At 69.3% G+C, this 19,408-nt stretch carries 29 protein-coding genes; 7 read left to right on the top strand and 22 right to left on the bottom strand.

All coding sequences use genetic code 11. The annotated features are described in order from the left end of the window. Positions 1-16 precede the first annotated feature (16 nt). The 4 genes from glmM to MME74_RS04480 form a co-directional block, all read right to left on the bottom strand. Positions 17-1,375: a phosphoglucosamine mutase gene (glmM, locus tag MME74_RS04495; protein WP_267417518.1), complete on the bottom strand. Its 1,359-nt coding sequence runs from the start codon at positions 1,373-1,375 to the stop codon at positions 17-19. Positions 1,376-1,389: 14 nt separating this feature from the next. Next, complete coding sequence (rpsI, locus tag MME74_RS04490) at positions 1,390-1,875, bottom strand: 30S ribosomal protein S9 (RefSeq protein ID WP_017828210.1); 486 nt, start codon at positions 1,873-1,875, stop codon at positions 1,390-1,392. Between the two features lie 26 nt (positions 1,876-1,901). Beyond that, entirely contained in the window at positions 1,902-2,348 is a 447-nt protein-coding gene (rplM, locus tag MME74_RS04485) for a 50S ribosomal protein L13 (RefSeq protein WP_102194388.1), read from the bottom strand. Positions 2,349-2,553: 205 nt separating this feature from the next. Continuing rightward, positions 2,554-3,222 (bottom strand): endonuclease/exonuclease/phosphatase family protein, encoded by a 669-nt coding sequence (locus MME74_RS04480; RefSeq protein WP_267417515.1) that lies wholly within the window; start codon positions 3,220-3,222, stop codon positions 2,554-2,556. A 216-nt stretch (positions 3,223-3,438) separates the two neighbouring features. Here MME74_RS04480 and MME74_RS04475 point away from each other — a divergent pair, with 216 nt between their 5' ends. From MME74_RS04475 to MME74_RS04450, 6 genes are all read left to right on the top strand, one after another. Continuing rightward, the gene (locus MME74_RS04475; protein WP_028501988.1) at positions 3,439-3,726 is read left to right on the top strand and encodes a WXG100 family type VII secretion target; all 288 of its coding nucleotides are present in this window, start codon (positions 3,439-3,441) and stop codon (positions 3,724-3,726) included. 67 nt (positions 3,727-3,793) lie between these two features. After that, positions 3,794-4,093 (top strand): hypothetical protein, encoded by a 300-nt coding sequence (locus tag MME74_RS04470; RefSeq protein ID WP_267417514.1) that lies wholly within the window; start codon positions 3,794-3,796, stop codon positions 4,091-4,093. Further along, positions 4,090-5,217: a hypothetical protein gene (locus MME74_RS04465; RefSeq protein ID WP_267417513.1), complete on the top strand. Its 1,128-nt coding sequence runs from the start codon at positions 4,090-4,092 to the stop codon at positions 5,215-5,217. The genes MME74_RS04470 and MME74_RS04465 overlap by 4 nt, the downstream gene beginning before the upstream one ends. Beyond that, on the top strand, positions 5,214-5,849 hold the full coding sequence (locus MME74_RS04460) for a hypothetical protein (protein ID WP_267417512.1): 636 nt from the start codon (positions 5,214-5,216) through the stop codon (positions 5,847-5,849). Before MME74_RS04465 ends, MME74_RS04460 begins: the two co-directional genes overlap by 4 nt. Before the next feature lie 9 nt (positions 5,850-5,858). Continuing rightward, positions 5,859-6,524: a hypothetical protein gene (locus MME74_RS04455; protein WP_267417511.1), complete on the top strand. Its 666-nt coding sequence runs from the start codon at positions 5,859-5,861 to the stop codon at positions 6,522-6,524. A gap of 195 nt (positions 6,525-6,719) precedes the next feature. Further along, complete coding sequence (locus MME74_RS04450; RefSeq protein ID WP_028501988.1) at positions 6,720-7,007, top strand: WXG100 family type VII secretion target; 288 nt, start codon at positions 6,720-6,722, stop codon at positions 7,005-7,007. A gap of 63 nt (positions 7,008-7,070) precedes the next feature. Here the strand turns inward: MME74_RS04450 and MME74_RS04445 are convergent, their stop codons facing one another. From MME74_RS04445 to MME74_RS04405, 9 genes are all read right to left on the bottom strand, one after another. Beyond that, a complete protein-coding gene (locus tag MME74_RS04445; protein ID WP_267417510.1) occupies positions 7,071-7,946 on the bottom strand; it encodes a hypothetical protein in 876 nt (291 codons plus the stop codon). Continuing rightward, positions 7,939-8,499, bottom strand: coding sequence for a hypothetical protein (locus MME74_RS04440; RefSeq protein ID WP_267417509.1), 561 nt, complete (start codon positions 8,497-8,499; stop codon positions 7,939-7,941). Before MME74_RS04440 ends, MME74_RS04445 begins: the two co-directional genes overlap by 8 nt. After that, positions 8,492-9,103 (bottom strand): hypothetical protein, encoded by a 612-nt coding sequence (locus tag MME74_RS04435; RefSeq protein ID WP_267417508.1) that lies wholly within the window; start codon positions 9,101-9,103, stop codon positions 8,492-8,494. Before MME74_RS04435 ends, MME74_RS04440 begins: the two co-directional genes overlap by 8 nt. 42 nt (positions 9,104-9,145) lie before the next feature. After that, complete coding sequence (locus MME74_RS04430; RefSeq protein WP_267417507.1) at positions 9,146-10,405, bottom strand: hypothetical protein; 1,260 nt, start codon at positions 10,403-10,405, stop codon at positions 9,146-9,148. Beyond that, a complete protein-coding gene (locus MME74_RS04425) occupies positions 10,402-10,707 on the bottom strand; it encodes a hypothetical protein (protein ID WP_267417506.1) in 306 nt (101 codons plus the stop codon). Before MME74_RS04425 ends, MME74_RS04430 begins: the two co-directional genes overlap by 4 nt. Positions 10,708-10,838: 131 nt before the next feature. Then, the gene (truA, locus tag MME74_RS04420) at positions 10,839-11,693 is read right to left on the bottom strand and encodes a tRNA pseudouridine(38-40) synthase TruA (RefSeq protein ID WP_267417505.1); all 855 of its coding nucleotides are present in this window, start codon (positions 11,691-11,693) and stop codon (positions 10,839-10,841) included. Positions 11,694-11,735: 42 nt separating this feature from the next. Continuing rightward, on the bottom strand, positions 11,736-12,203 hold the full coding sequence (gene rraA, locus MME74_RS04415) for a ribonuclease E activity regulator RraA (protein WP_267417504.1): 468 nt from the start codon (positions 12,201-12,203) through the stop codon (positions 11,736-11,738). Positions 12,204-12,205: 2 nt separating this feature from the next. Beyond that, positions 12,206-13,744: an APC family permease gene (locus MME74_RS04410; protein WP_267417503.1), complete on the bottom strand. Its 1,539-nt coding sequence runs from the start codon at positions 13,742-13,744 to the stop codon at positions 12,206-12,208. Positions 13,745-13,844: 100 nt separating this feature from the next. Continuing rightward, positions 13,845-14,210 carry a winged helix-turn-helix transcriptional regulator gene (locus MME74_RS04405; protein WP_267417502.1) on the bottom strand — a complete coding sequence of 122 codons (366 nt, stop codon included), beginning with the start codon at positions 14,208-14,210 and terminating at the stop codon, positions 13,845-13,847. A 93-nt stretch (positions 14,211-14,303) separates the two neighbouring features. Between MME74_RS04405 and MME74_RS04400 the strand changes: the two genes are divergently transcribed. Then, complete coding sequence (locus MME74_RS04400; RefSeq protein ID WP_267417501.1) at positions 14,304-15,149, top strand: SDR family oxidoreductase; 846 nt, start codon at positions 14,304-14,306, stop codon at positions 15,147-15,149. A gap of 62 nt (positions 15,150-15,211) precedes the next feature. Here the strand turns inward: MME74_RS04400 and MME74_RS04395 are convergent, their stop codons facing one another. The 9 genes from MME74_RS04395 to MME74_RS04355 form a co-directional block, all read right to left on the bottom strand. Next, complete coding sequence (locus MME74_RS04395) at positions 15,212-15,577, bottom strand: hypothetical protein (protein WP_267417499.1); 366 nt, start codon at positions 15,575-15,577, stop codon at positions 15,212-15,214. Beyond that, positions 15,559-16,176, bottom strand: a complete 618-nt coding sequence (locus tag MME74_RS04390) for a hypothetical protein (RefSeq protein WP_267417497.1) — start codon at positions 16,174-16,176, stop codon at positions 15,559-15,561. The genes MME74_RS04395 and MME74_RS04390 overlap by 19 nt, the downstream gene beginning before the upstream one ends. Further along, positions 16,173-16,739, bottom strand: a complete 567-nt coding sequence (locus MME74_RS04385; RefSeq protein WP_267417496.1) for an RNA polymerase sigma factor — start codon at positions 16,737-16,739, stop codon at positions 16,173-16,175. The genes MME74_RS04390 and MME74_RS04385 overlap by 4 nt, the downstream gene beginning before the upstream one ends. 122 nt (positions 16,740-16,861) lie before the next feature. Further along, positions 16,862-17,035, bottom strand: coding sequence for a CsbD family protein (locus tag MME74_RS04380; RefSeq protein WP_267417495.1), 174 nt, complete (start codon positions 17,033-17,035; stop codon positions 16,862-16,864). 89 nt (positions 17,036-17,124) lie between these two features. After that, complete coding sequence (locus MME74_RS04375) at positions 17,125-17,742, bottom strand: hypothetical protein (RefSeq protein ID WP_267417494.1); 618 nt, start codon at positions 17,740-17,742, stop codon at positions 17,125-17,127. Beyond that, the gene (locus MME74_RS04370) at positions 17,739-18,305 is read right to left on the bottom strand and encodes a hypothetical protein (RefSeq protein ID WP_267417493.1); all 567 of its coding nucleotides are present in this window, start codon (positions 18,303-18,305) and stop codon (positions 17,739-17,741) included. Before MME74_RS04370 ends, MME74_RS04375 begins: the two co-directional genes overlap by 4 nt. After that, positions 18,302-18,649: a hypothetical protein gene (locus tag MME74_RS04365; protein WP_267417492.1), complete on the bottom strand. Its 348-nt coding sequence runs from the start codon at positions 18,647-18,649 to the stop codon at positions 18,302-18,304. Before MME74_RS04365 ends, MME74_RS04370 begins: the two co-directional genes overlap by 4 nt. Continuing rightward, positions 18,646-18,837 carry a DUF2273 domain-containing protein gene (locus tag MME74_RS04360; RefSeq protein WP_267417491.1) on the bottom strand — a complete coding sequence of 64 codons (192 nt, stop codon included), beginning with the start codon at positions 18,835-18,837 and terminating at the stop codon, positions 18,646-18,648. The genes MME74_RS04365 and MME74_RS04360 overlap by 4 nt, the downstream gene beginning before the upstream one ends. Continuing rightward, positions 18,834-19,277 carry an Asp23/Gls24 family envelope stress response protein gene (locus tag MME74_RS04355; RefSeq protein WP_267417490.1) on the bottom strand — a complete coding sequence of 148 codons (444 nt, stop codon included), beginning with the start codon at positions 19,275-19,277 and terminating at the stop codon, positions 18,834-18,836. Before MME74_RS04355 ends, MME74_RS04360 begins: the two co-directional genes overlap by 4 nt. Positions 19,278-19,408: the final 131 nt, after the last annotated feature.

Raw genomic sequence — 19,408 nt, 5'->3', positions numbered from 1 at the left:
CGAGTTCCTGCGACCGTCAGAGGGCCAGGCGCTCCTGGACGACCTCCGCGAGACGACCGGCGTAGGCGTGCACCGACTCCGCGTCGGCGGCCTCGACCATGACCCGCACCAGCGGCTCCGTGCCGGACTTGCGCAGCAGCACGCGGCCGCTGTCGCCGAGTTCGGCCTCGACGTCGCGGACGGCCTGCTGCACGACCTCGTCGTCGGATACGCGATCCTTGTCGACGTCGCGGACGTTGATCAGCACCTGCGGATAGACCGTCATCACCGAGGCGAGCTCGGCGATCGTCTTCTTCTGCCGCGCCATCTCGGCCACCAGGTGGAGGCCGGTGAGGATGCCGTCACCCGTGGTGGCGTACTCGCTCATGATGACGTGACCGGACTGCTCACCACCGAGCGCGTAGCCGCCCTCGTTCATGTCCTCGAGCACGTAACGGTCGCCGACGGCGGTCTGCCGCACGGTGATGCCGTGCTCGCGCATCGCGACGTGCAGACCGAGGTTGCTCATCACGGTGGCGACGAGGGTGTCGTCGGTCAGATGACCGCGCTCCTTCATCGACACCGCGAGGATCGCCATGATCTGGTCGCCGTCGATGACCTTGCCCTCGGCGTCGACGGCCAGGCAGCGGTCGGCGTCGCCGTCGTGAGCGATGCCGATGTCGGCGCCCAGACGCACGACGGCCTCGGCGAGGTTGTCGAGGTGGGTGGAGCCCACTCCGTCGTTGATGTTCCAGCCGTCGGGGTCGGCACCGATGACGGTGACCTCGGCGCCCGCGTCGCGGAACGTCTCCGGGGACACGCCGGATGCCGCGCCGTGCGCGCAGTCGAGGACCACGTGGATGCCGTCGAGACGGTTCGGCAGCGAACCGAGCAGGTGCACCACGTAGCGGTCCTCGGCGTCGGAGAACCGGTCGATGCGGCCGACGCCGGCACCGGTGGGGCGCAGCATGTCGCCATGCAGGGCCTCTTCGATGCGCTGCTCGACCACGTCGGGGAGCTTGCGACCCCCGCGCGCGAAGATCTTGATCCCGTTGTCGGGTGCGGCGTTGTGCGACGCCGAGATCATCACGCCGAAGTCGGCGTCACGGTCGGCGACGAGGAACGCGAGCGCGGGCGTCGGGATGACCCCCGCCTCGAGCACGTCGACTCCGGAGGAGGCGAGACCAGCGGCGACGGCCGCGGCGATGAAGTGTCCGGAGACCCGAGGGTCCCGGGCGACCACTGCGGTGAGTCGCTTGCCTTCGGCCTTGCGAGCCTCCGCAGTACGGCCCTGGCCCAGGACGACAGCAGTCGCCTGGGCCAGGGTGAGCGCCAGGTCGGCGGTGAGGACGCCATTGGCGAGTCCTCGCACACCGTCCGTGCCAAAGATCGGCATCGGAGCAGTTGACCTTAACGCTTCGAGTACTGAGGCGCCTTACGGGCCTTCTTGAGTCCAGCCTTCTTGCGCTCCTTGACGCGAGCGTCGCGCGAGAGGAAGCCGGCCTTCTTCAGGGTCGGACGGTTGTTCTCCTCGTCGATGCCGTTCAGCGAACGAGCGATGCCGAGGCGCAGTGCACCGGCCTGACCCGAGGGGCCACCACCGGAGATGCGTGCGATGACGTCGTACGCGCCGGCGAGGTTGAGCACCGTGAACGGGTCGTTGATCAGCTGCTGGTGCAGCTTGTTCGGGAAGTAGTCCTCGATCGTGCGGCCGTTGACCGTGATCGTGCCCGAGCCGGGGACGATGCGCACGCGGGCGATGGCCTGCTTGCGACGGCCGACAGCGGCACCCGGGACGCTGAGGACGGGGCGGGGAGCCGCCTCGACCACGTCGGTCTCGGGAGTCGACGTCGAGAAGTTCTGGGGGGTTTCGGTGGTGTCCTGGATGTCAGCCACGAGTATGTCCTTAAGTCTTACGGCGCTTACTGGGCGACCTGGTCGAGGGTGTACGGCTGGGGCTGCTGAGCGGCGTGCGGGTGCTCGGCACCGACGTACACCTTGAGCTTGGACAGCTGCTGGCGGCCGAGGCTGTTCTTGGGGAGCATGCCACGGATGGCCTTCTCCACAGCGCGGACCGGGTTCTTCTCGAGGAGCTCGGCGTAGGTGACCGACTTCAGGCCGCCCGGGTAACCGGAGTGGCGGTAGGCCAGCTTCTTCTGGAGCTTCTGACCGGTGAGCGCGACCTTCTCTGCGTTCACGATGATGACGAAGTCACCCGAGTCGATGTGGTTGGCGAAGGTCGGCTTGTGCTTGCCACGCAGGAGCGTAGCGGCGTGCGAAGCCAGACGGCCGAGAACGACGTCGGTGGCGTCGATGACGACCCAGTCGCGCTGGACTTCGCCAGCCTTGGGGGTGTAAGTGCGCGTCACGATAGTGCTGCTTTCTTGTGTCGAACGGAGGAGTTCGTGAATCCCACTCCGGGGTGGTTCTTCATCTCCAGCTCATCGAGCCGGTCGAGAATCGGAACACGCCAGTGGAGGGCTCACGTTCGGACGATGCCCCTCCTCTGCGGACAGAGAAAGGCACCAAAGGGAGATCATACGCCACCGGGAGCCGTATGCCCAAACCGCCGGCTCAGTCGGGCTTGACCGTCACGAGGATCGGACGGTGGTCGCTCGCTCCCTGCGGCAGGGTCGTGATGCGCTCGATCTCGAACCCGGTCGACGTCGCGAAATCGTAGTGCCCGCGGAACACGCGGTAGCGCGTGTAGGTGTGGTCGTCGCTGAGCGAGAGCGCATACCCGTGATCGCGCACGGCCTGACCGAGATTCTCCTTGAACACCGGGTAGTTGTAGTCGCCGACCATCAGCTGCGGCAGGCCCTCCCCGAGGGTCGCGAGCTCCGTGAGCGCGGCGCGGATCTGGTGGCGTCGCAGCGAGTTCAGCGCGGTCAGCGGTGCGGCGTGGAACGACGCGACGATGAAGTCCTGTCCGTCGTCGATGTCGCGCAGCCGGGCGCCCAGCACGCGCTCGTGGGCCGGCTTCGCGATGCGGTCGTGCAGCGACTTCTTCAGTCCGAGCGCACGGAACGCCTGCAGGTGATAGGTGCTCGACCGGTAGAAGAGCGCGAGTCCCAGGCGGTTGCCCTGCGTCGCATCCGCGAGCGCGAGATCGCCGATCTCGCGCGGGAGCTCCGGCACGTCGCACTCCTGCAGGCACAGGATGTCGGGGTCGTGTTCGCGCACCAGGGCCGCGAGTTCGCCGGCCGCCCGGTGCTTCTGGAGGTTGTACGAGATGACCTTCATGATCGTCCCCACGCTACTCCCGGCCGCTGTGCGTGGGCTTCGCGCGGCCCGTCGACGGCGTGTCCTGGGCACGTTCGCGACGCCGACACCGCACCCGTCATCGGTCGACGCTCGATGGGGAGTTGTCCCCATCGACGGTGTGGGGTGGGGTTCCGTAGTGTGGGGTGTATTCGGGCCGGAGGGGTCCGGTTCTCTCGATTTCCGGAGGTGTGGACGATGGCCGATTTCGGTGCGTCTTATGCAGAGATGGAGCAGGTGGCGTCGTCGCTGTCGCAGGCTCGTGATGACATTCAGGGTCAGCTGGACACGCTGAAGGGTCAGGTGGACACCCTGCTGGGTGAGGACTTCAAGACGCAGCACGCGTCGGGGAAGTTCGGTGAGGGCTACACGGAGCTGACGACGGGTCTGAAGACCGCGGTCGACGGCATCAACGACATGTCCGAGTCGCTGCTCGGCATGATGCGCGCGATCCAGGACCTGGACCAGCAGCTCGCCGGCAGCTGACACGCAGTATCGAGAGGGACGACGGCCGAGAGCCGTCGTCCCTCTCGACCCGACTGAGGGGGGAACCATGCCTGATGTGAGTATCGACTACGCCGCCATGGAGGCGAGCCGGACCGCGTACGCGAACATGCGCTCGTCTCTGGACGCGGCGACGAGCGGACTCGGTTCCGTCTCCGGTGCCGCGGTGCCGCAGGAGGAGCTGCGTCGGCGTCTCGACGATCTGCACGACTCCTGGGGCGGCGGTCTCGACAAGCTCGGGCGTTACGCGGAAGACGCCGGCAAGGGGCTGCAGGGCATCCTCGAGGCGTTCCGCGGACTCGACTCCGAGCTCGCCGCGAGCATGGAACCGGAAGGGGGAGCATCGTGAGCGCCTTCCCCGCTCTGGGTTTCGACCCGGCACCCGGCGACGTCGGGCAGCTCGAGGAGTTCGTCACCGGGCTCTCGTCCGGCTGTGACAGCGTCGAAGACGCGCTGGCGATGCTCAACGGCGACGATGACGCCGCCTGGACCGGTGAGGCGGCCGTCGCCTTCCGCTCGGCGATGAGTGAGGACTTCCGCCCCCACCTGATCGACACGGGATCGGCGCTGCGCACCTCCCGGGACGCCCTCGGCACCTGGGCCACTCAGCTCTCCGGCTACCAGACGCGGGCGCGCGCCCTCGAGGAGCAGGCGGCCGCTGCCGCCGCGACGGTCAACAGCAAGGCCACCGCGAAGTCGAAGGCCGCCGATGCGGCCGACGCCGACGACGCCGACCCGGATGCGCTCTCGGCGGCGACGACCGCGCTCGCGACCGCACAGGGCGACCTCGACGACGTCATCGCCGCGGCCCACCGGCTCAAGAGCGAGGTCGACTCGGATGCGGCCGTCGCCGCGGAGCAGCTGGTCGGCGCGAGCGAGACGCTCAGCGCCTACAAGGGCAACGCGTTCTCCAACTTCCTCGAAGGAGCGGGCAACTGGCTGGCGGACGCCGGCGAGTGGCTCATGGACAACGTCGTGCCGATCCTGGAGGACATCCTCCGGGCGGCGCTCCCGATCATCGCGATCCTCTCGATCTTCTTCCCCGTCCTCGGCACGGTCGCTCTGATCATGTCGATCGCCCTCGTCGCCATCGACGGCCTCCAGGCACTCACCGGCCGGGGGTCCTGGACGGACTTCGCGGTCGGTGCGCTCGGACTGCTCGCGGGTGGCGCGCTCGGTGCCGCCGCGAAGTCGCTGATCGGCCCGGGTGGTGCGGTGCTGATCCCCTCGATCCAGCGCATGACGCCGGCACTCGCCGGTGGTGGCACCGCCGCGGGAACGCTGGCCGTCACTCTCAACATCAACATGAGCAACATGGTGGCGAACACCTACTGGATGATGTCGTCCGCGAAGGATGCGCACGACAACGGTCAGAGCTTCGTCGAGAGCCTCGGCGGTCCCTGGCAGAACCTCGCCGAGCGGGCCTCGAACACGATCCGCGGCGAAGGCCCGAAGACGGACGACGAGCTGTGACCGCCGCATCGCAGACCCGGCATCGGGTGTGGCAGCGGATGCCGCAGGGCTGGATCGAGTTCCGCGCCCTCGGCGACCGGTCGCCGGACGAGTGGATCGAACGCTATCTGGAGAGCGGCGAGGGCTGGCTCCCCGACGAGGCGCGCGCGGCGATCACCGAGGGTTTCCACGCCGGGGTGCGCACGTTCTCCGACGTCCCGTTCGACTTCGCCGGGGTCTCGATCGTCCTCGGCGAACGTCCGGCCGTGTCGTTCCTCTGCACGCACGTCGTGGCCACGACAGCCGACGAGGTGGCGGACTCCGTGGCACTGCATCGGCTCCTCCCGCTGGGACGGTTCGGCGAGGACAGCACCGCCGAGACGTTCACCTCGCCGGACGGTCGGGTCGGCACGGTCTCGAGCGGGGCCCTGTCGCAGGGCGGCGTCGATGCGGTCATGACCGTCGGCGAGATCCGGCTCCCCGACGATGCCGGCACGGTGCTCATCATGGGGATGTGCTCGGATGCCGAACAGCGTCAGGAGCTCGCGGTGCTGACCGCCTTCGCGCTCTCGATGACGCAGTACCTGCCCGAGGGCGTCGAACCGCAGCTCCCCGAGGGCGCACGGTTCGAGGCGCCCCTGGACGGCGAATAACCTGAGTCCATGGCATTTGCGCTGATCCGACCCGAGTCGCGTCCCTTCATCGATGCGGCCCGCACGCCGGACGCCCGGCCCCTGGACGCGGATCGCGCCGCCGCCGCGCTGCGCTCCGACTTCGAGCGCTGGTCGCGATGGGGCCTCGGCCTGCTCGGCTTCGTGCTGGCGATCGGCGGCGCCTTCGTCGTGGCGGGAATGATCGAAGCCGTGCGGATGCTCGGGGGGTCGCCGGCTGCGGTCGATCTGGTGGTGATCGTGGTCGCGGCGATCGTCGGGCTCGCCGGCGCTGGTCTCCTGGTCGCGCTGTGGTGGAGCGGGCGACGGCTCCTGTCCGCCGCGTCGTGGTGGCTCCGCGTGCCGTACACGACAGGAGGCCGGCAGCGCCGCGCGGGCGGGTGGCTCGGGGCGCGCACGGTGAATTTCGAGCCGCGGGTCTTCGTGCGCCTCGTCTCCGCGGCCCTCGCGCTGCTGATCGCCGTCGGCGGCATCGCGCTGTTCGTCCGCGATCTGAACGAGCAGGTCACCTCGATGACGGCGGCGTCGGCCGTCGTCGGCCTGATCGCCCTGGTGGCCGGGATCGGCCAGATCGGCGGCGTGATGCATCTCGTCTCCGGTCTTTCCGAGGCCGACCCGCTGTGGGTGCGGATCCGTTCGGCCTTCGTCCGGCGCTGACGCGAACGCCCCGACTCCTGGCGCAGCGGAAGAACAGCCGAGGGAAGCTCTGACCGATCGGGCGGAGCTCTCGCGAGGGCCGTTCTCCGCTCGATGGGGAGTTGTCCCCATCGACGGTGTGGGGTGGGGTTCCGTAGTGTGGGGTGTATTCGGGCCGGAGGGGTCCGGTTCTCTCGATTTCCGGAGGTGTGGACGATGGCCGATTTCGGTGCGTCTTATGCAGAGATGGAGCAGGTGGCGTCGTCGCTGTCGCAGGCTCGTGATGACATTCAGGGTCAGCTGGACACGCTGAAGGGTCAGGTGGACACCCTGCTGGGTGAGGACTTCAAGACGCAGCACGCGTCGGGGAAGTTCGGTGAGGGCTACACGGAGCTGACGACGGGTCTGAAGACCGCGGTCGACGGCATCAACGACATGTCCGAGTCGCTGCTCGGCATGATGCGCGCGATCCAGGACCTGGACCAGCAGCTCGCCGGCAGCTGACACGCCGCACGCTTTCACGAAGAGGGTCGACCATCACGGTCGGCCCTCTTCGTCGTCGCGGGGTCATCGACCGGACGGCGGCCAGAGCCCCTGCTCGGTCAGCGGCAGCCACCGATTCGTGTTGTCGCGGATGATGTACTCGCCGGGGAGAGCCGTCGGATCGGCGTCTTCCGCCTTCCCGCCCTCCTCCCGGAAGGCCGCGATCGCGAGCGAGCGCGTGCGCCGCATCGTGTCGAGGTCATCACGTCCTGCCAGCGCGCTCTCGAGCTCTGCCCGCATGCGTCGCCGCTCGGCATCGACGTCACGGGTCACTTCGATGCGCGCCCGACGCTCCGCGTCGTCGATCCGCTCGGTGGCCTCGGGGTCGCGTGCCCGTCCCATCGTGTAGATGATCGCGGCGCACAGGGTGCCGAGGGCGCCGACGATGAAGAGGATGCGGGGTACGCCGTCGGTGAGGACGAAGCCGATCACGACCGACACCAGCAGCACGACGACCGAGATCCGGGACTGGAAGACCGTGGGTCGGGCGACCGGGCGGATCCCGGTGCTGAGCGACAGGACCAGCTGGGCGATGCCGATTCCCGCGGTGAGCACGGCGGCGATGATCTCGCCGCCCGCCGAGCCGAGGCGTATCGCGTTGAGGAATCCGATCGGGATCGCGCCCGCGAACGTGAGGATCAGCACCAGGGTCGGGATGAGGCCGTTCCGGGGGCTCCGCACGCCGTATTCGGCTTTGACGCGTGCGGTGACAGCCGCCTTCGCGCGATCGCTCACCTTCGACGCCTCCGCCCAGAGGCTGCTGCCGAGTTCCTTCAGCCCATGGATCCGCAGCACCGTGTCATCGATCCGGGCCGCGCTCGCGTCCCGGGGGGACTGGGCGCCGAGGTCCTGGCGGACGAGGGCGATGGCGTTGAGGTCGTCGGGCGTGCGGTCAGTCACGGTCGGTCACTTCCAGCGTCGGGAGCATCTGCTCGGTGAGCGCCATCGCCACGGCGGCGGCTGCGGGGGCGAGAGGGGACAGCTGCGCGATGGACAGCCTGTCCGAGAGGGCGAACACATAGGTGACCCGCGCCTCGTCGAGGAGGGTGACGGGGTCGGCGGCGTCCTCGACCCCGGACCGGGTGCCGAGCACGCTCACCCGCCAGCCCGGCATGTCGTTGAGTTCGAACGGCGCGACCGCCGGCGTCCAGGCCGACGGCGAGACCGCGAGCGCGAGCTCGGTCGCGCGGGCGACGTCGGTGACGGCGGGCGCGGCCGTGACGAGGAGAGTGAGTGCGGCAGCGAGCCCGGACGTGGGTTCGCTGAGCAGCAGCACCATCCCTTCTCCGACCGCTTCCCGCGTCTGCAGCGCCAGCTCTGCGGCCCCGGCGACCTGGACCTTCTGCGCATCCGGCAGGTCCCGGGTGAGCGCGTGGATCCACGCGGGGGCGTCGTCGCGTTGCGGGACGAGCGACCAGACCGACGGATCGGGTGAGACGGAGAGCTCAGGCATCGCGTCGCCAACGCACGGTCGACACGATCGCGTCGCAGAGAGCGCTCATCGCGGTGATGCCGTCTTCATCCACGGCCGCACCGTCGGCTCCGCGCAGGATGCCCGCCTGGAAGAGCAGCCCTCGGGTGGGGCGCTCCGGCACCGGGAGCAGGTAGTTGACGGTCTCGATGGCGATCGCCGCATCATCCACCCGGGTCTGCGACGTCGTGCTCCAGCGGAGGATCGTCCCGGTCTCGTCGAGGGGTGCGGCACCGTTGGCGGCGATGAGCTGCGCGCCGAGCGCGGCGATCGTGCTGCCGACCGGAGCCTCCAGCCGCGAGGCCACGAGCGAGAGCGGCAGGAAGGCGTCGGCGGGTGTGGACTGCTGCGCGAAGGTGCGGATCACCTTTCCGGACTCGGCGTTCTCTGCGGCGGTCGTGACCAGCTCCTCGAGCCGTGGGGCCAGCAGTGGGCGCTGCGCCGGTGTGAGTGCGGCCAGCGCTTCCGTCAGCCGTCCGCGCAAGGCTCCCTGATCACCGTCGAACGAACCCCACCCCTCGGGAAGGAGGATCGCGAATCCGGGAATGAGTTCGGTGGGCGCGATCAGCTCAGCGCGAAGTGACATGGTGTTGCTTCCTCGATCGTCCGGGCACGGGGCCTGAGCCTACTAGCCCACGCCGCCCCAGCCCGCGATGCTCTTGATGCCCATGAGGCCGACGAGGCCCTGGGCGTACGCCTGCGCAGAGCCGGCGAAGGCTTGGCCGAGCGTCTGCGGCATCGACCCCGGCGCGAAGCCGGCCAGCGCCCGCCACCCGTTGCCGAGGCTGCCCGTGAACGCCTTCGCCTCCCATGCCAGGCTCGGACCGTAGAGGCCGCGGAGCATGTTGCGGGTGTTGAGCCCGTAGTCGAACAGACGCAGGTTGAGCTTCTGCTCGAGGAGTCCGTCCAAGGCCTTGAAGCCCGCCCGGGCGTCGCTGAACTCGGAGCCGATCAGACGGATGCTGCCGGTGAGGCGCGGGAACTTCGATCCGACGGCCGCGAAGTCCGCGAGGTTGCCCAGCTTCGCGAGCTTTCCGAACGGGAAGACGCCGATCGCCGCGAGGGCGACCTCGCCCCAGCTGCCGCGCCCGGTGTGCAGACGCGCGAGCTCTCCCAGGAGCGAGACGACGCCCACGACGACGGCGAGGGCGGCCGCGATGGCGGCCAGCGGCCCCGTCAGGACGAACGCCGCGATGATGAGGATCACGCACACCACGGTGAGCACCTTCAGCAGCCCCTCGATGAACGGCATCGCGTTGTCCCAGAAGCCGTCGCTGATGCCGTCGGCCGTGGTCTTCTCGAGCTTCTGCAGCGCGGTGTCGTAGGCGCTCTCCCACACCTCGACGGGCGCGTCGTACTGATTCAGGTAGGACTGGAAGTCGCCGACGCGGGTATCGAACGCCTGCTGCTGCGCCGCGGTCGACGGGCGGTCGCCCGCGGGGTCCTGGTCGTGGTTCGCCTCGAAATCGTAGGTGCTCTGCGCGCTCGAGGCCTGCCCGAGAGCGTGCGAGGCCTCGTTCACCTCGGACCATGCAGCCGCGGCCTGATCCACGAGGGCGTCCGTGGCGGCCTGCACCGTCGACAGCGCCGACGCGTAGGCGACCAGCGCATCGCCGCTCGGCCCGTAGCGCTTGGCCGCGGTCGCGAGATCCCCGTGCACCTCCGACGCCTGATCGCGTACGGAATCGAAGGACTCGCCCTTGCCGATGGTGCCGTTCGCGAAGAGTTCGAGCGTGCGTGCGGCACGACTCATCATGTCGCCGAGCTCGACGATGTCGGTGCCCCGGCGCGTGATGGTCGAGGGATCGCCGACGATCTTGATCACCTCGCGGGACCCGGGCGTGCGGGGCATCTGGTCCCGGGCGAAGAGGTAGGAGTTCTCCGTCATGCCTTCGGCTCCATCATCTTCGTCAGCTCTCGGTCGACGTCTTCCCATGCCTGACGGGTGTCGTCGATGCGCTTCTTCATCTCCTCGAGGTGGCGGCGCTGCGTCTCGCGCTTGTCGTCCCACTCCGCCTCGAACGCCGAGGCCGCGCCCCGAAGGCTGCTGTCGCCCTGCGGCGAACCGATCGCACCCTCGAGTTCCGCGGTGCGCCCTGCGGCGTCCGAGTACTCGGCGATGATCGCCGCCAGAGCATCGCTGAGCTCCGCCATGGATGTCAGCGGGATCTTCACACCTTCGCCGGCCATCGTGTCCTCCCCCGTCGCGTCGACCTCCCCCACAATAGAACGCCGGATGCGCGTCCTTCGATGGGGACAACTCCCCATCGAAGGCAGAGGGTGTCGGGAAGAGCGGTGCAGGGAAGAGGACCCTGACGCGGTCAGTCGCCGCCGCTGGTGCCGTCGCGTCGTGCCCGCGTCTGCTCCGCCCGGGCGGAGAGCAGCTCGTCGGCCGGATACCCGACCTCGGTGAGGATCAGTCCGCGGGCCGCCAGCACCTTGAACTCGCTCGTCCGGGTCAGCGCATCGCGCAGCACCACGAGGTCGTCCACATCGAGGCGTCCCTCCCCCACCGCGACACAGGCGCCGACCAGCGCGCGCACCATGCTGTGGCAGAACGCGTCGGCCTTGACCTCCGCGACGAGCACACCCTCGGCGTCGCGATCCCAGCGGTAGTCGAGCAGGGTGCGGATCGTCGTCGCCTCGTCACGAGGCTTGCAGTACGCCGCGAAGTCGTGCAGCCCGATGAGGGTTCGGGCGGCGGCATCCATCGCCCGCTCGTCGAGGCGCCCGCGGACGGTGGTCGTGTCGTGGCGACGCAGCGGGTCGAATCCGGTCTGCCCGTCGGCGAGACGGTACCGGTAGCGGCGCCACACCGCGGAGAACCGGGCGTCGAACCCTTCGGGCGCGATCGACGAGCGGGTGACCGTCACGTCGGAGTAGGCCCCGAGCACGCCGCGCATGCGCCCGGCGATGGCCTCGACCGGGTCCTGCGGCGTACGCCCCTGCCGGGCCTCGATGCGCGCCCACTGCCTCTCGTCGAGATCGACGTGTGCGACCTGGCCGCTCGCGTGCACGCCGGCGTCGGTGCGGCCGGCCACCACGAACTGCACGTCGGAGCCGACGATCCGGGCGAGAGCGGCCTCCAGCGTGCCCTGCACCGTGCGGAGCGTCGGCTGCTTCGCCCACCCGCGGAAGTGGGTGCCGTCGTAGGCGATGTCGAGCCGGATGCGCACGGAGCAAGCCTAGGACACCTCGCCGCCGCGCCCCGGCGACCCTCAGCGCTCGACGAGGATGCCGTCCTCATCGCTGTAGAGACGTGCGCCGGGCCGGAACACCACTCCTCCGAACTCGAGGATCGCGTCGACCTCTCCCGCGCCGAGCTTCACGCTCTTGCGGGGGTTGGTTCCGAGGGCCTTGACGCCGAGGTCGAGCCCGTCGATCGCGACACGGTCGCGGATCGCCCCGTGGATCACGACTCCCGCCCAGCCGTTCGCCACCGCCGAGGCGGCGATCAGGTCGCCCATGAGCGCGCGCTCCAGCGAGCCGCCGCCGTCGACGACGAGCACGGCACCGTCGCCGGGCGTCGCCAGCACCGCCTTCACCAGCGCGTTGTCCTCGAAGCAGCGCACCGTGCGGATCGGACCGTCGAACGCCGACCGCGCCCCGAATGAGCGCAACGGCAGCGACAGCGACTGGATGGCCTCTTCGAGTTCGTCGTACAGGTCGGCCGTGGAGACCGGCATCGTCAGATGCCGCCGTCGATCGACCGGATCGTCACGTTCGGCTCGTCGGGCACCATCACCTCGGTGTCGCGGTTCAGGCTCTCGCCGCGGAAGAACCGCTTCGACCGCGGGAACGCGTACCAGACGAACATCAGCACCAGGCCGAACGCCAGCGAGCCGACGCCGATCACGAACGTGCCGCCGATGCCGAACAGCTCCGTGTAGCCGTAGTCGACGGCCCACATGTCGATCGCGGACTGGATGAAGGCCCAGGTCAGCATGAGCCCGCCCAGCAGCGGGAAGAGTCCCTTGAAGAAGAACTCCCGCGGCGAGGCGGTCAGGTCCTTGCGGAAGTACCAGACGCACGCGAAGCCGGTGATGGCGTAGTAGAACGCGATCGCCAGGCCGAGCGACAGGATCGAGTCCTGGAGGATGTTGTCGCTGATCAGCGTCATGCCGATGTAGTAGACGGAGGCGACGACGCCCATGACGATCGTCGAGAACGACGGCGTCTTGTAGGTGGGGTGCACCTCTTTGAACTTCGCGGGCAGGGCGCGGTAGACGCCCATCGCGAGCGTGCCGCGGGCGGTCGGCAGGATGGTGGTCTGCGTCGACGAGATCGCCGAGATGATCACCGACACCACGAGCACCCAGCCGAACGGGCCGAGCAGGCCGTCCTTGATGGCGAGGAAGAAGTCGTCCGCATTCTTCTCGTTGCCGAGGCCGGTGCCGCTCTCCCCCAGCCCCGCGTACATCATGGCCGCGATGGTCACGGCGACATAGGTGAACAGCAGGATCACGGTGGTCAGCAGCGCGGCGCGGCCCGGGATGCGCTTCGGGTCTTTCGTCTCCTCGTTGAGGGCGAGGCAGGTGTCCCAGCCCCAGTAGATGAAGAGCGCGAGCAGGATGGCCTCGGTGAAGCCCGACCAGTCGGTGAACGCGAACGGGTTCATCCACTCCCAGTCGAAGGGGGTGGGGTTCGGAGCCGTGCCGGCGAAGAACTGCCACAGCGCGGCGACGACGAAGATCGCGAGGGCGAGGTACTGGATCCCGAGGAGGATGTTCTGGATCCGCTCGCCGATCTCGACCCCGCGCCAGCTCACCCAGGTCATAGCGGCGATGAACACGACCGCGACCACGACGACCCGCCAGTCGTCGTTCTCGAGGTCCTGGCCGATCAGCGACCAGAAGTAGACCGAGGCGATCTGCGCGAGGTTGGCGAGCACGACCATGCCGGCGACGGCCACGCCCCATCCGCCCATCCAACCGACCCACGGTCCGAACGCCTTCGTCCCCCAGGTGAAGGTCGTGCCGCAGTCGGGCACGGCGTTGTTGAGCTCCCGGTACGCGAAGGCGATCAGGAGCATCGGGACGAACGCGATGATGAACGCGATGGGGGCCTGCGCGCCGACGGCCATGACGACGAAGCCGAGCGTCGCGACCAGCGAGTACACGGGCGCCGTGGAGGCGAGACCGATGACGGTGGATCCCCACAGGCCCAGGGTGCCTGCGGCCAGTCCCTTGCCGTCGGGTCGTTCAAGGTGAATGGGCGTCGTAGCCATGTTCAGAACAGTAGAGCCACAACGGTTATCGCGTCAACGGGTTTCTTCGACCGATTGAATCCGCAGCTTCGCACGGTGACGTTCGACGGAATCCGTCGTTTCAGGCCCTTCCGAGCATGCTGTCGGCATGGTCGGCGACCCACTCCATCAGCGGCAGCATCCGCTCCATCAGATCGCGACCCAGCGGTGTGAGGCTGTACTCCACGTGCGGCGGCACGGTCGGGAGCGATTCCCGGTGCACGAGACCGTCCTCGGCGAGGGTGCGCAGGGTCGAGGCGAGCATCTTCTCGCTGATGCCGTCGACCTCCCGGCGCAGCTCGCCCCAGCGGCGCGTGCCGTCCGACAGACACGAGAGCACCAGCACGCCCCACTTGCTCATGATGTGGTCGAGCACCACCCGCGTGCCGCAGTTCTGATCGAAGGCGAACGGTACGGATTCCTTTATCTGCGCGAAACTAACCGTCATGTGGGTACCTTACTTCAAAGTGGGTACCTGCGGACTGGAATGCATGAGACCCCTCGGCCGGTTGTCGAGGGTGTCACCTACGAAAGGACCCTCATGACCATTCTCGTCACCGGTGCGACCGGCAACCTCGGCCGCCTGATCATCGCCGCCCTGATCGAGCGCGGCGCCGATCCGCAGTCGATCGTCGCCGGAGCTCGCGACACCGCCAAGGGCGCCGACCTGGGTGTCCCCGTCGTGCACCTCGACTACACGGATCCCGCCTCCGTCGCGGCCGCCGTCGCGGGTGTCGACACCGTCGTCCTCGTCTCGGGATCCGAGGTCGGCCAGCGCGTGGCCCAGCACCGGGCGGTCATCGACGCCTCGAAGGCCGCCGGCGTCTCGAAGCTCGTCTACACCAGCGCCCCGAAGGCGACCACGAGCGACCTCGTCCTCGCCCCCGAGCACAAGGCGACCGAAGAGCTCATCGCCGCGTCCGGGCTGCCGGCGGTAATCCTGCGCAACAACTGGTACACCGAGAACTACGCCGCCGACCTCACCCGCGCCGCCGAGACCGGCGTGCTCGCCGCCGGCACCGGTGACGGCCGCGTCGCCTCGGCCAGTCGCAAGGACTTCGCGGATGCCGCGGCTGTCGTCGCGCTCGAGGACGGACACCTCGGCGAGGTCTACGAGTTGGGCGGCGACGTCGCCTGGACCTACCGCGACCTGGCCGCCGCGTTCTCCGAGATCACCGGACGCGAGGTCTCGTACGTGCCGGTCGCGTTCGACGACCAGGTGGCCGCTCTCGTCGAGGCCGGACTCGATGAGGGGACCGCCGGATTCGTCGCCGCGCTGGACGCCGGCATCAAGGACGGTGCCCTCGCCGACACCGACGGGACCCTCTCGCGCCTGATCGGGCGTCCGACCACCCCGCTCGTCGACGGGCTGCGCGCGGCCGTCTGACCGTCCCGGACCGCAGAGCACCGCCTCCTCGGAGAGCGGTGCGCTGCGGTCTCACCGCGGGATCAGGCCGCCTCCCGAGACGGCACGTGCACGACGGTGAGAGTGAGGCCGGTCCGCCGGAGCCCCCGCGCCGCGAACAGCCCGTCGATCGCCGCACGTACGGCGCTCAGGACCTCCGCCGATCTCGCGTCCGCGTCGACGCCGATCGACACCTCCACGGCGGCGCCGTCTTCCGCCCGCACGACCGAGACGATCGGAGCATCGTCCGCACGCACCCCGATGGCCGCCGCTCCCACCCGCAGCAGGTGGGAGATCAGGGAGCCGGAACGGTAGACGTTCCGCACGCCCGGAGTGGCGCGGACCGCCGCCTCGATCGCGGCGGCGAGGTCGTCCGGCGCTCCCTCGTCCGTCAGATCTCGTCCGTCCATGAGGACACCTCCCGCAGGTCTCGGATCGCGATGTCGATCGCGACGACGTTCAGCTCGGTGTGCCGACGCAGACCGAGATCGATCTCGGCCCGCAGCCGATCGGCGATCAGCGGGATCGGCTCACCGTGGAGGGCGCTCGCGTCGATCTCCACGGTGATCGGCGCCCCCGCGATCGTCACATCGCCGGTGAGTCGGCAGCGGCCGATGAGCAGTCCCGGCACCGCGCTCTCCGCCGCACGCACCAGGCCGCGGACGGCGCCCTCGGTGATCGCCAGCTCCACCCCCGGGTCGGCCGACTCGAAGGGGATGCGTCGTCCGGAGCGCGCATCCAACGCGATCCCGCTGAGGATCCGGTCGACCCAGTTCTGGTCGACATCCGGCTCCGCCGCGGTCTCCGCATCCATCAGCTCCGCTCCGAGCCCGTGGAGCCGCTCCAGGGCGTCCAGTGCCAGCTGGCATCCGGGCGACTCGTCGATCGAGCGGTCGGCGGGCTGCCGGCCCGCCTCGAGGTAGTCGGTGAGCTCGTCGAGCGTGTGCCCGTCGAGATCGGTCGGGTCCAGGCCGAGTCGGCGGACTTCGGGGTTCTCCTCTTCGGTCATCGCCACTCCTCCATCCGTACGATCATGTATTTCCGTGCCCGTGCGAGCAGTCCGCGTGCGGTCGAAACCGGGATGTCGAGCTCCTCGGAGATCTCGTCGTACGAGTACCCGCCGATCTCCCGCAGGACCCAGCACTCGCGCTGCGCATCGGGGAGCTCCCGCAGCGCGGCGCCCAGGGCTGCGACTCCCGCCCGCACCTCGACCACCGCGGACGGCGAGGCGTGCAGCGGAGCCGGGCGGTCGATCGAGTCGATGTCCACCGCCGGGCGGATGGCGCGGATGCGGTCCACAGCCTTGCGACTCACGATCCGCATCAGCCAGCTCTTGACCTTCGACGGGTCCTCGAGTTCGCCGAACCGCTGCCAGGCGGTGACGAACGACTCCTGCACGATGTCATCGACGTCGGCCGAGGCGTTCAGCATCCGCTGCGTGTATGCGCGCATCATCGGCGTGTACCGGCGCACGAGGACGGCGAACGCCTCGACGTCCCCGTCCATCGCGCGCCCGGCGACGATGCCGTCATCCGCATGCTCGAGCGCCCTTCGAAAGCGTTGCTCTTCCATGTCCCCCACTCCTCGTTCCGATCCCCGAAGAGATTCGGAACGGACGCCCCACCGGATCGGATCCTCTCTCACCGACCTGAAAGGGATCGGGGAGGGACTCGTTCGAGCCCCTCCCCGCACCGTCACTTCTTGAAAGCGTCCTTGACGTTCTCCGCGGCATCCCGGACCTCGCCCTTGGCCTGCTCGGTCTTGCCCTCGGCGACGAGCTTGTCGTCTCCGACGACCTTGCCCGCGGTCTCCTTCGCCTTACCGGCGAGCTTTTCCGCAGCGGCCTTGATCTTGTCGTCAGCGCCCATGGCGTCTCCTTTCGTCACAGCCCCGGCTCTCGGGGCCGAGTTCACACGCGGAGGATTCCGCGCGTTCGTCTCGTGTGTCCGCGCATCGTCTAGCGGACTCTCGTCGTCGACCGGAGCGCATCGCGCCAGCGTCGGTCGGACAGGTGCAGCAGGATCGGGATGCGCGCCCCCAGGAGCGCATCCCACTCGCGGATCGCGCCTTCGGCCGCTGCGACGACCGCGCCCAGCGAGGCTCCGGGCTGCACGACGACGGCGAGCTCGAGCGCGCGCGTCCCCCGGACGCGATAGGCGTCGGCACGTGCGGAGAGCACATCCGGACGACTGCTCAGGGCCGCGGTGAGCACCGCGTCGGCGACGCTTCGATCGACGACCGTCCGCCCACCCGGGGTGTCGACCTCGAGGACCGTCTTCGAGCGCCCCCGCGTGCGGCTGCTGAGGAAGGCGATGAGCACGAGCGTGAGGAGCACGAGCGCCGCCACGGCGATCAGGATCAGCACCGACACGCTGCCGATGCCCGTGATCTCCCAGGTCAGGCCGGCGATGGAGGACCAGACGTCGGCGGCTGCCGATGCCGTCCCCCGCAGCCAGGTCGGCGCCGCACCGGTCGAGAGGGCTCCCGCGGCGAGCGCCGCCGCGCCCGCGATCAGCAGGACCGCACCGGTGCAGAAGAGCAGGACGCGGTTCATGCCCCTGTTGGTGGCGTTCATGCGACCACCCCGTTCGTGTCGATGACGACGCGTGGTTCCGCGGTGAAGCCGATCCCCGCCAGGGTCTCGACCACCGCCGACTCCGCCGCCGCGGGATCCACCGGGACGCCGCTGGTCGGCGTGATCCGCACCGTGACGCTAAGGCGCCCGACGATCACGGACACGCGGCCGCGATCGACGCCGGTGCGACGGGCCACGGAGGCCGCGACCGAATCCGCGAGCACCCCGTCGTCCACGAGCAGCGCGGTCCGATCGGTCATCCGCGCACGACGAGCCCGTCTCCCCGGGAGGACGGCGAGGGCGACGAGCACCAGCGCGACGAGCGCGAGTCCGGCGCCGACGCCCCAGGGCAGAGCCTGCTGTTGCCCCAGCACGGCGACGTCGTCGATCCGGCGCATCGCCTCGGTGCGGAACGCCTCGTCGACGAGCCACCACACCCCGCCCGCCAGCAGCGCGAGAAGGAGCACGGCGCCGATCGACGCGACCACCACGGCCGGAACCGTGCGCGGCGCGTGGGTCTCGCGACGCAGGAGGCGTCGGTACATCACCCGTTCGTTCGTCATCGCACCCTCTTCTCCCTCTTCCGGTGGATGCCCGAGTACCGGACGTCCACCGTGCCGACCTCGCGGCCCGCCAGTCGCCGCATCCCCTCGATGAGTCCGCGCCGGAGCTCTTCACCGCTGTCGATCAGGTTCGTCCCGGCTCCCGTGGCGACAGCCGCCGGAACCGTGACGGTGATCCGCAGCGTGCCCCGCTCGTCGGACAGCTGCACCCCGACGTCGCGGACCGCGACGTGAGCGGCATCATGTGCGATGCCGACCGCCAGTCTCTGCAGCGCTCGAGCGGTGAAGGTCGTCGTCCCCACGACGTCGCCCCCCACCGCGTCGGCGCCCCGATCGCCGCTCATGACGAGGAGCGCCGGCCTCGGAAGACCTCGGCGAGCGCGCGGACGTCGAGTCGTCCATCGATGATGCGGCCGGCGACCGCGCCGATCAACATCGCCAGCGCCACGAGCAGGAATGCCCAGAAGCCCAGGACGACCCAGGTCAACGCCAGCACCGCCGCGACCGCCGCACCGATCACCGAGGTGTTCACTGGACTCGCGTCTCCTGCGTGCCGTCGCCCTCGTCGTCGGAGGGGATGTGCACATCGTTGACCGTCACGTTGACCTCGGCGACGTCCATGCCGACCAGTTCCACCATGGCGCGGTGGATCGCGGCGCGGACCTCGTCCGCCACCTTCTGCAGCGAGACCGGATACTCCGCGACGATCGTCACGTCGACCGCGACCTGCGTCTCGCCGACCTCGACGCTGATCCCCTGCGAGAGGTCGGTCGTGTTGAGCGCGTCGCGGATCGCCCCCACCATGCGCGCGGCGCCCCCGCCGAGCGCATAGACACCGTCGACCTCACGAGCCGCGATGCCGGCGATCTTCGCCACCACCGCATCCTCGATCGTGGTCTTGCCCGCAGCGGTCCCCAGCTGCGGTGCGACGATCTGAGCCTTGGGCTGGGTGCCACCAGTCACGTTCGCCATTGTGAGCTCCTTCATCCGTGTCTCCGCCTCCGGTGTGGAGCGCGGGCCGCAGTTCAGCGACACCACTAGGACGGATGCCGAGGGAAGAACGTCACAGATCCGTCGGAAGAAATTCCTCCGCCGCGTGCACA

Source organism: Microbacterium oxydans (assembly GCF_026559675.1).
Lineage (GTDB): Bacteria > Actinomycetota > Actinomycetes > Actinomycetales > Microbacteriaceae > Microbacterium > Microbacterium oxydans_D.
The sequence above is the reverse complement of the archived record's forward strand: the minus strand, read 5'-3'. Positions and strand labels throughout refer to the sequence as shown.

Excerpts from the sequence above, each read along its gene's own strand:
- glmM (WP_267417518.1), bottom strand. The coding sequence starts at position 1,375 with ATGCCGATCTTTGGCACGGACGGTGTGCGAGGACTCGCCAATGGCGTC.
- MME74_RS04480 (WP_267417515.1), bottom strand. The coding sequence starts at position 3,222 with ATGAAGGTCATCTCGTACAACCTCCAGAAGCACCGGGCGGCCGGCGAA.
- MME74_RS04475 (WP_028501988.1), top strand. The coding sequence starts at position 3,439 with ATGGCCGATTTCGGTGCGTCTTATGCAGAGATGGAGCAGGTGGCGTCG.
- MME74_RS04470 (WP_267417514.1), top strand. The coding sequence starts at position 3,794 with ATGCCTGATGTGAGTATCGACTACGCCGCCATGGAGGCGAGCCGGACC.
- MME74_RS04455 (WP_267417511.1), top strand. The coding sequence starts at position 5,859 with ATGGCATTTGCGCTGATCCGACCCGAGTCGCGTCCCTTCATCGATGCG.
- MME74_RS04450 (WP_028501988.1), top strand. The coding sequence starts at position 6,720 with ATGGCCGATTTCGGTGCGTCTTATGCAGAGATGGAGCAGGTGGCGTCG.
- MME74_RS04440 (WP_267417509.1), bottom strand. The coding sequence starts at position 8,499 with ATGCCTGAGCTCTCCGTCTCACCCGATCCGTCGGTCTGGTCGCTCGTC.
- MME74_RS04435 (WP_267417508.1), bottom strand. The coding sequence starts at position 9,103 with ATGTCACTTCGCGCTGAGCTGATCGCGCCCACCGAACTCATTCCCGGA.
- MME74_RS04430 (WP_267417507.1), bottom strand. The coding sequence starts at position 10,405 with ATGACGGAGAACTCCTACCTCTTCGCCCGGGACCAGATGCCCCGCACG.
- MME74_RS04425 (WP_267417506.1), bottom strand. The coding sequence starts at position 10,707 with ATGGCCGGCGAAGGTGTGAAGATCCCGCTGACATCCATGGCGGAGCTC.
- rraA (WP_267417504.1), bottom strand. The coding sequence starts at position 12,203 with ATGCCGGTCTCCACGGCCGACCTGTACGACGAACTCGAAGAGGCCATC.
- MME74_RS04410 (WP_267417503.1), bottom strand. The coding sequence starts at position 13,744 with ATGGCTACGACGCCCATTCACCTTGAACGACCCGACGGCAAGGGACTG.
- MME74_RS04405 (WP_267417502.1), bottom strand. The coding sequence starts at position 14,210 with ATGACGGTTAGTTTCGCGCAGATAAAGGAATCCGTACCGTTCGCCTTC.
- MME74_RS04400 (WP_267417501.1), top strand. The coding sequence starts at position 14,304 with ATGACCATTCTCGTCACCGGTGCGACCGGCAACCTCGGCCGCCTGATC.
- MME74_RS04395 (WP_267417499.1), bottom strand. The coding sequence starts at position 15,577 with ATGGACGGACGAGATCTGACGGACGAGGGAGCGCCGGACGACCTCGCC.
- MME74_RS04390 (WP_267417497.1), bottom strand. The coding sequence starts at position 16,176 with ATGACCGAAGAGGAGAACCCCGAAGTCCGCCGACTCGGCCTGGACCCG.
- MME74_RS04385 (WP_267417496.1), bottom strand. The coding sequence starts at position 16,739 with ATGGAAGAGCAACGCTTTCGAAGGGCGCTCGAGCATGCGGATGACGGC.
- MME74_RS04380 (WP_267417495.1), bottom strand. The coding sequence starts at position 17,035 with ATGGGCGCTGACGACAAGATCAAGGCCGCTGCGGAAAAGCTCGCCGGT.
- MME74_RS04375 (WP_267417494.1), bottom strand. The coding sequence starts at position 17,742 with ATGAACGCCACCAACAGGGGCATGAACCGCGTCCTGCTCTTCTGCACC.
- MME74_RS04370 (WP_267417493.1), bottom strand. The coding sequence starts at position 18,305 with ATGACGAACGAACGGGTGATGTACCGACGCCTCCTGCGTCGCGAGACC.
- MME74_RS04365 (WP_267417492.1), bottom strand. The coding sequence starts at position 18,649 with ATGAGCGGCGATCGGGGCGCCGACGCGGTGGGGGGCGACGTCGTGGGG.
- MME74_RS04355 (WP_267417490.1), bottom strand. The coding sequence starts at position 19,277 with ATGGCGAACGTGACTGGTGGCACCCAGCCCAAGGCTCAGATCGTCGCA.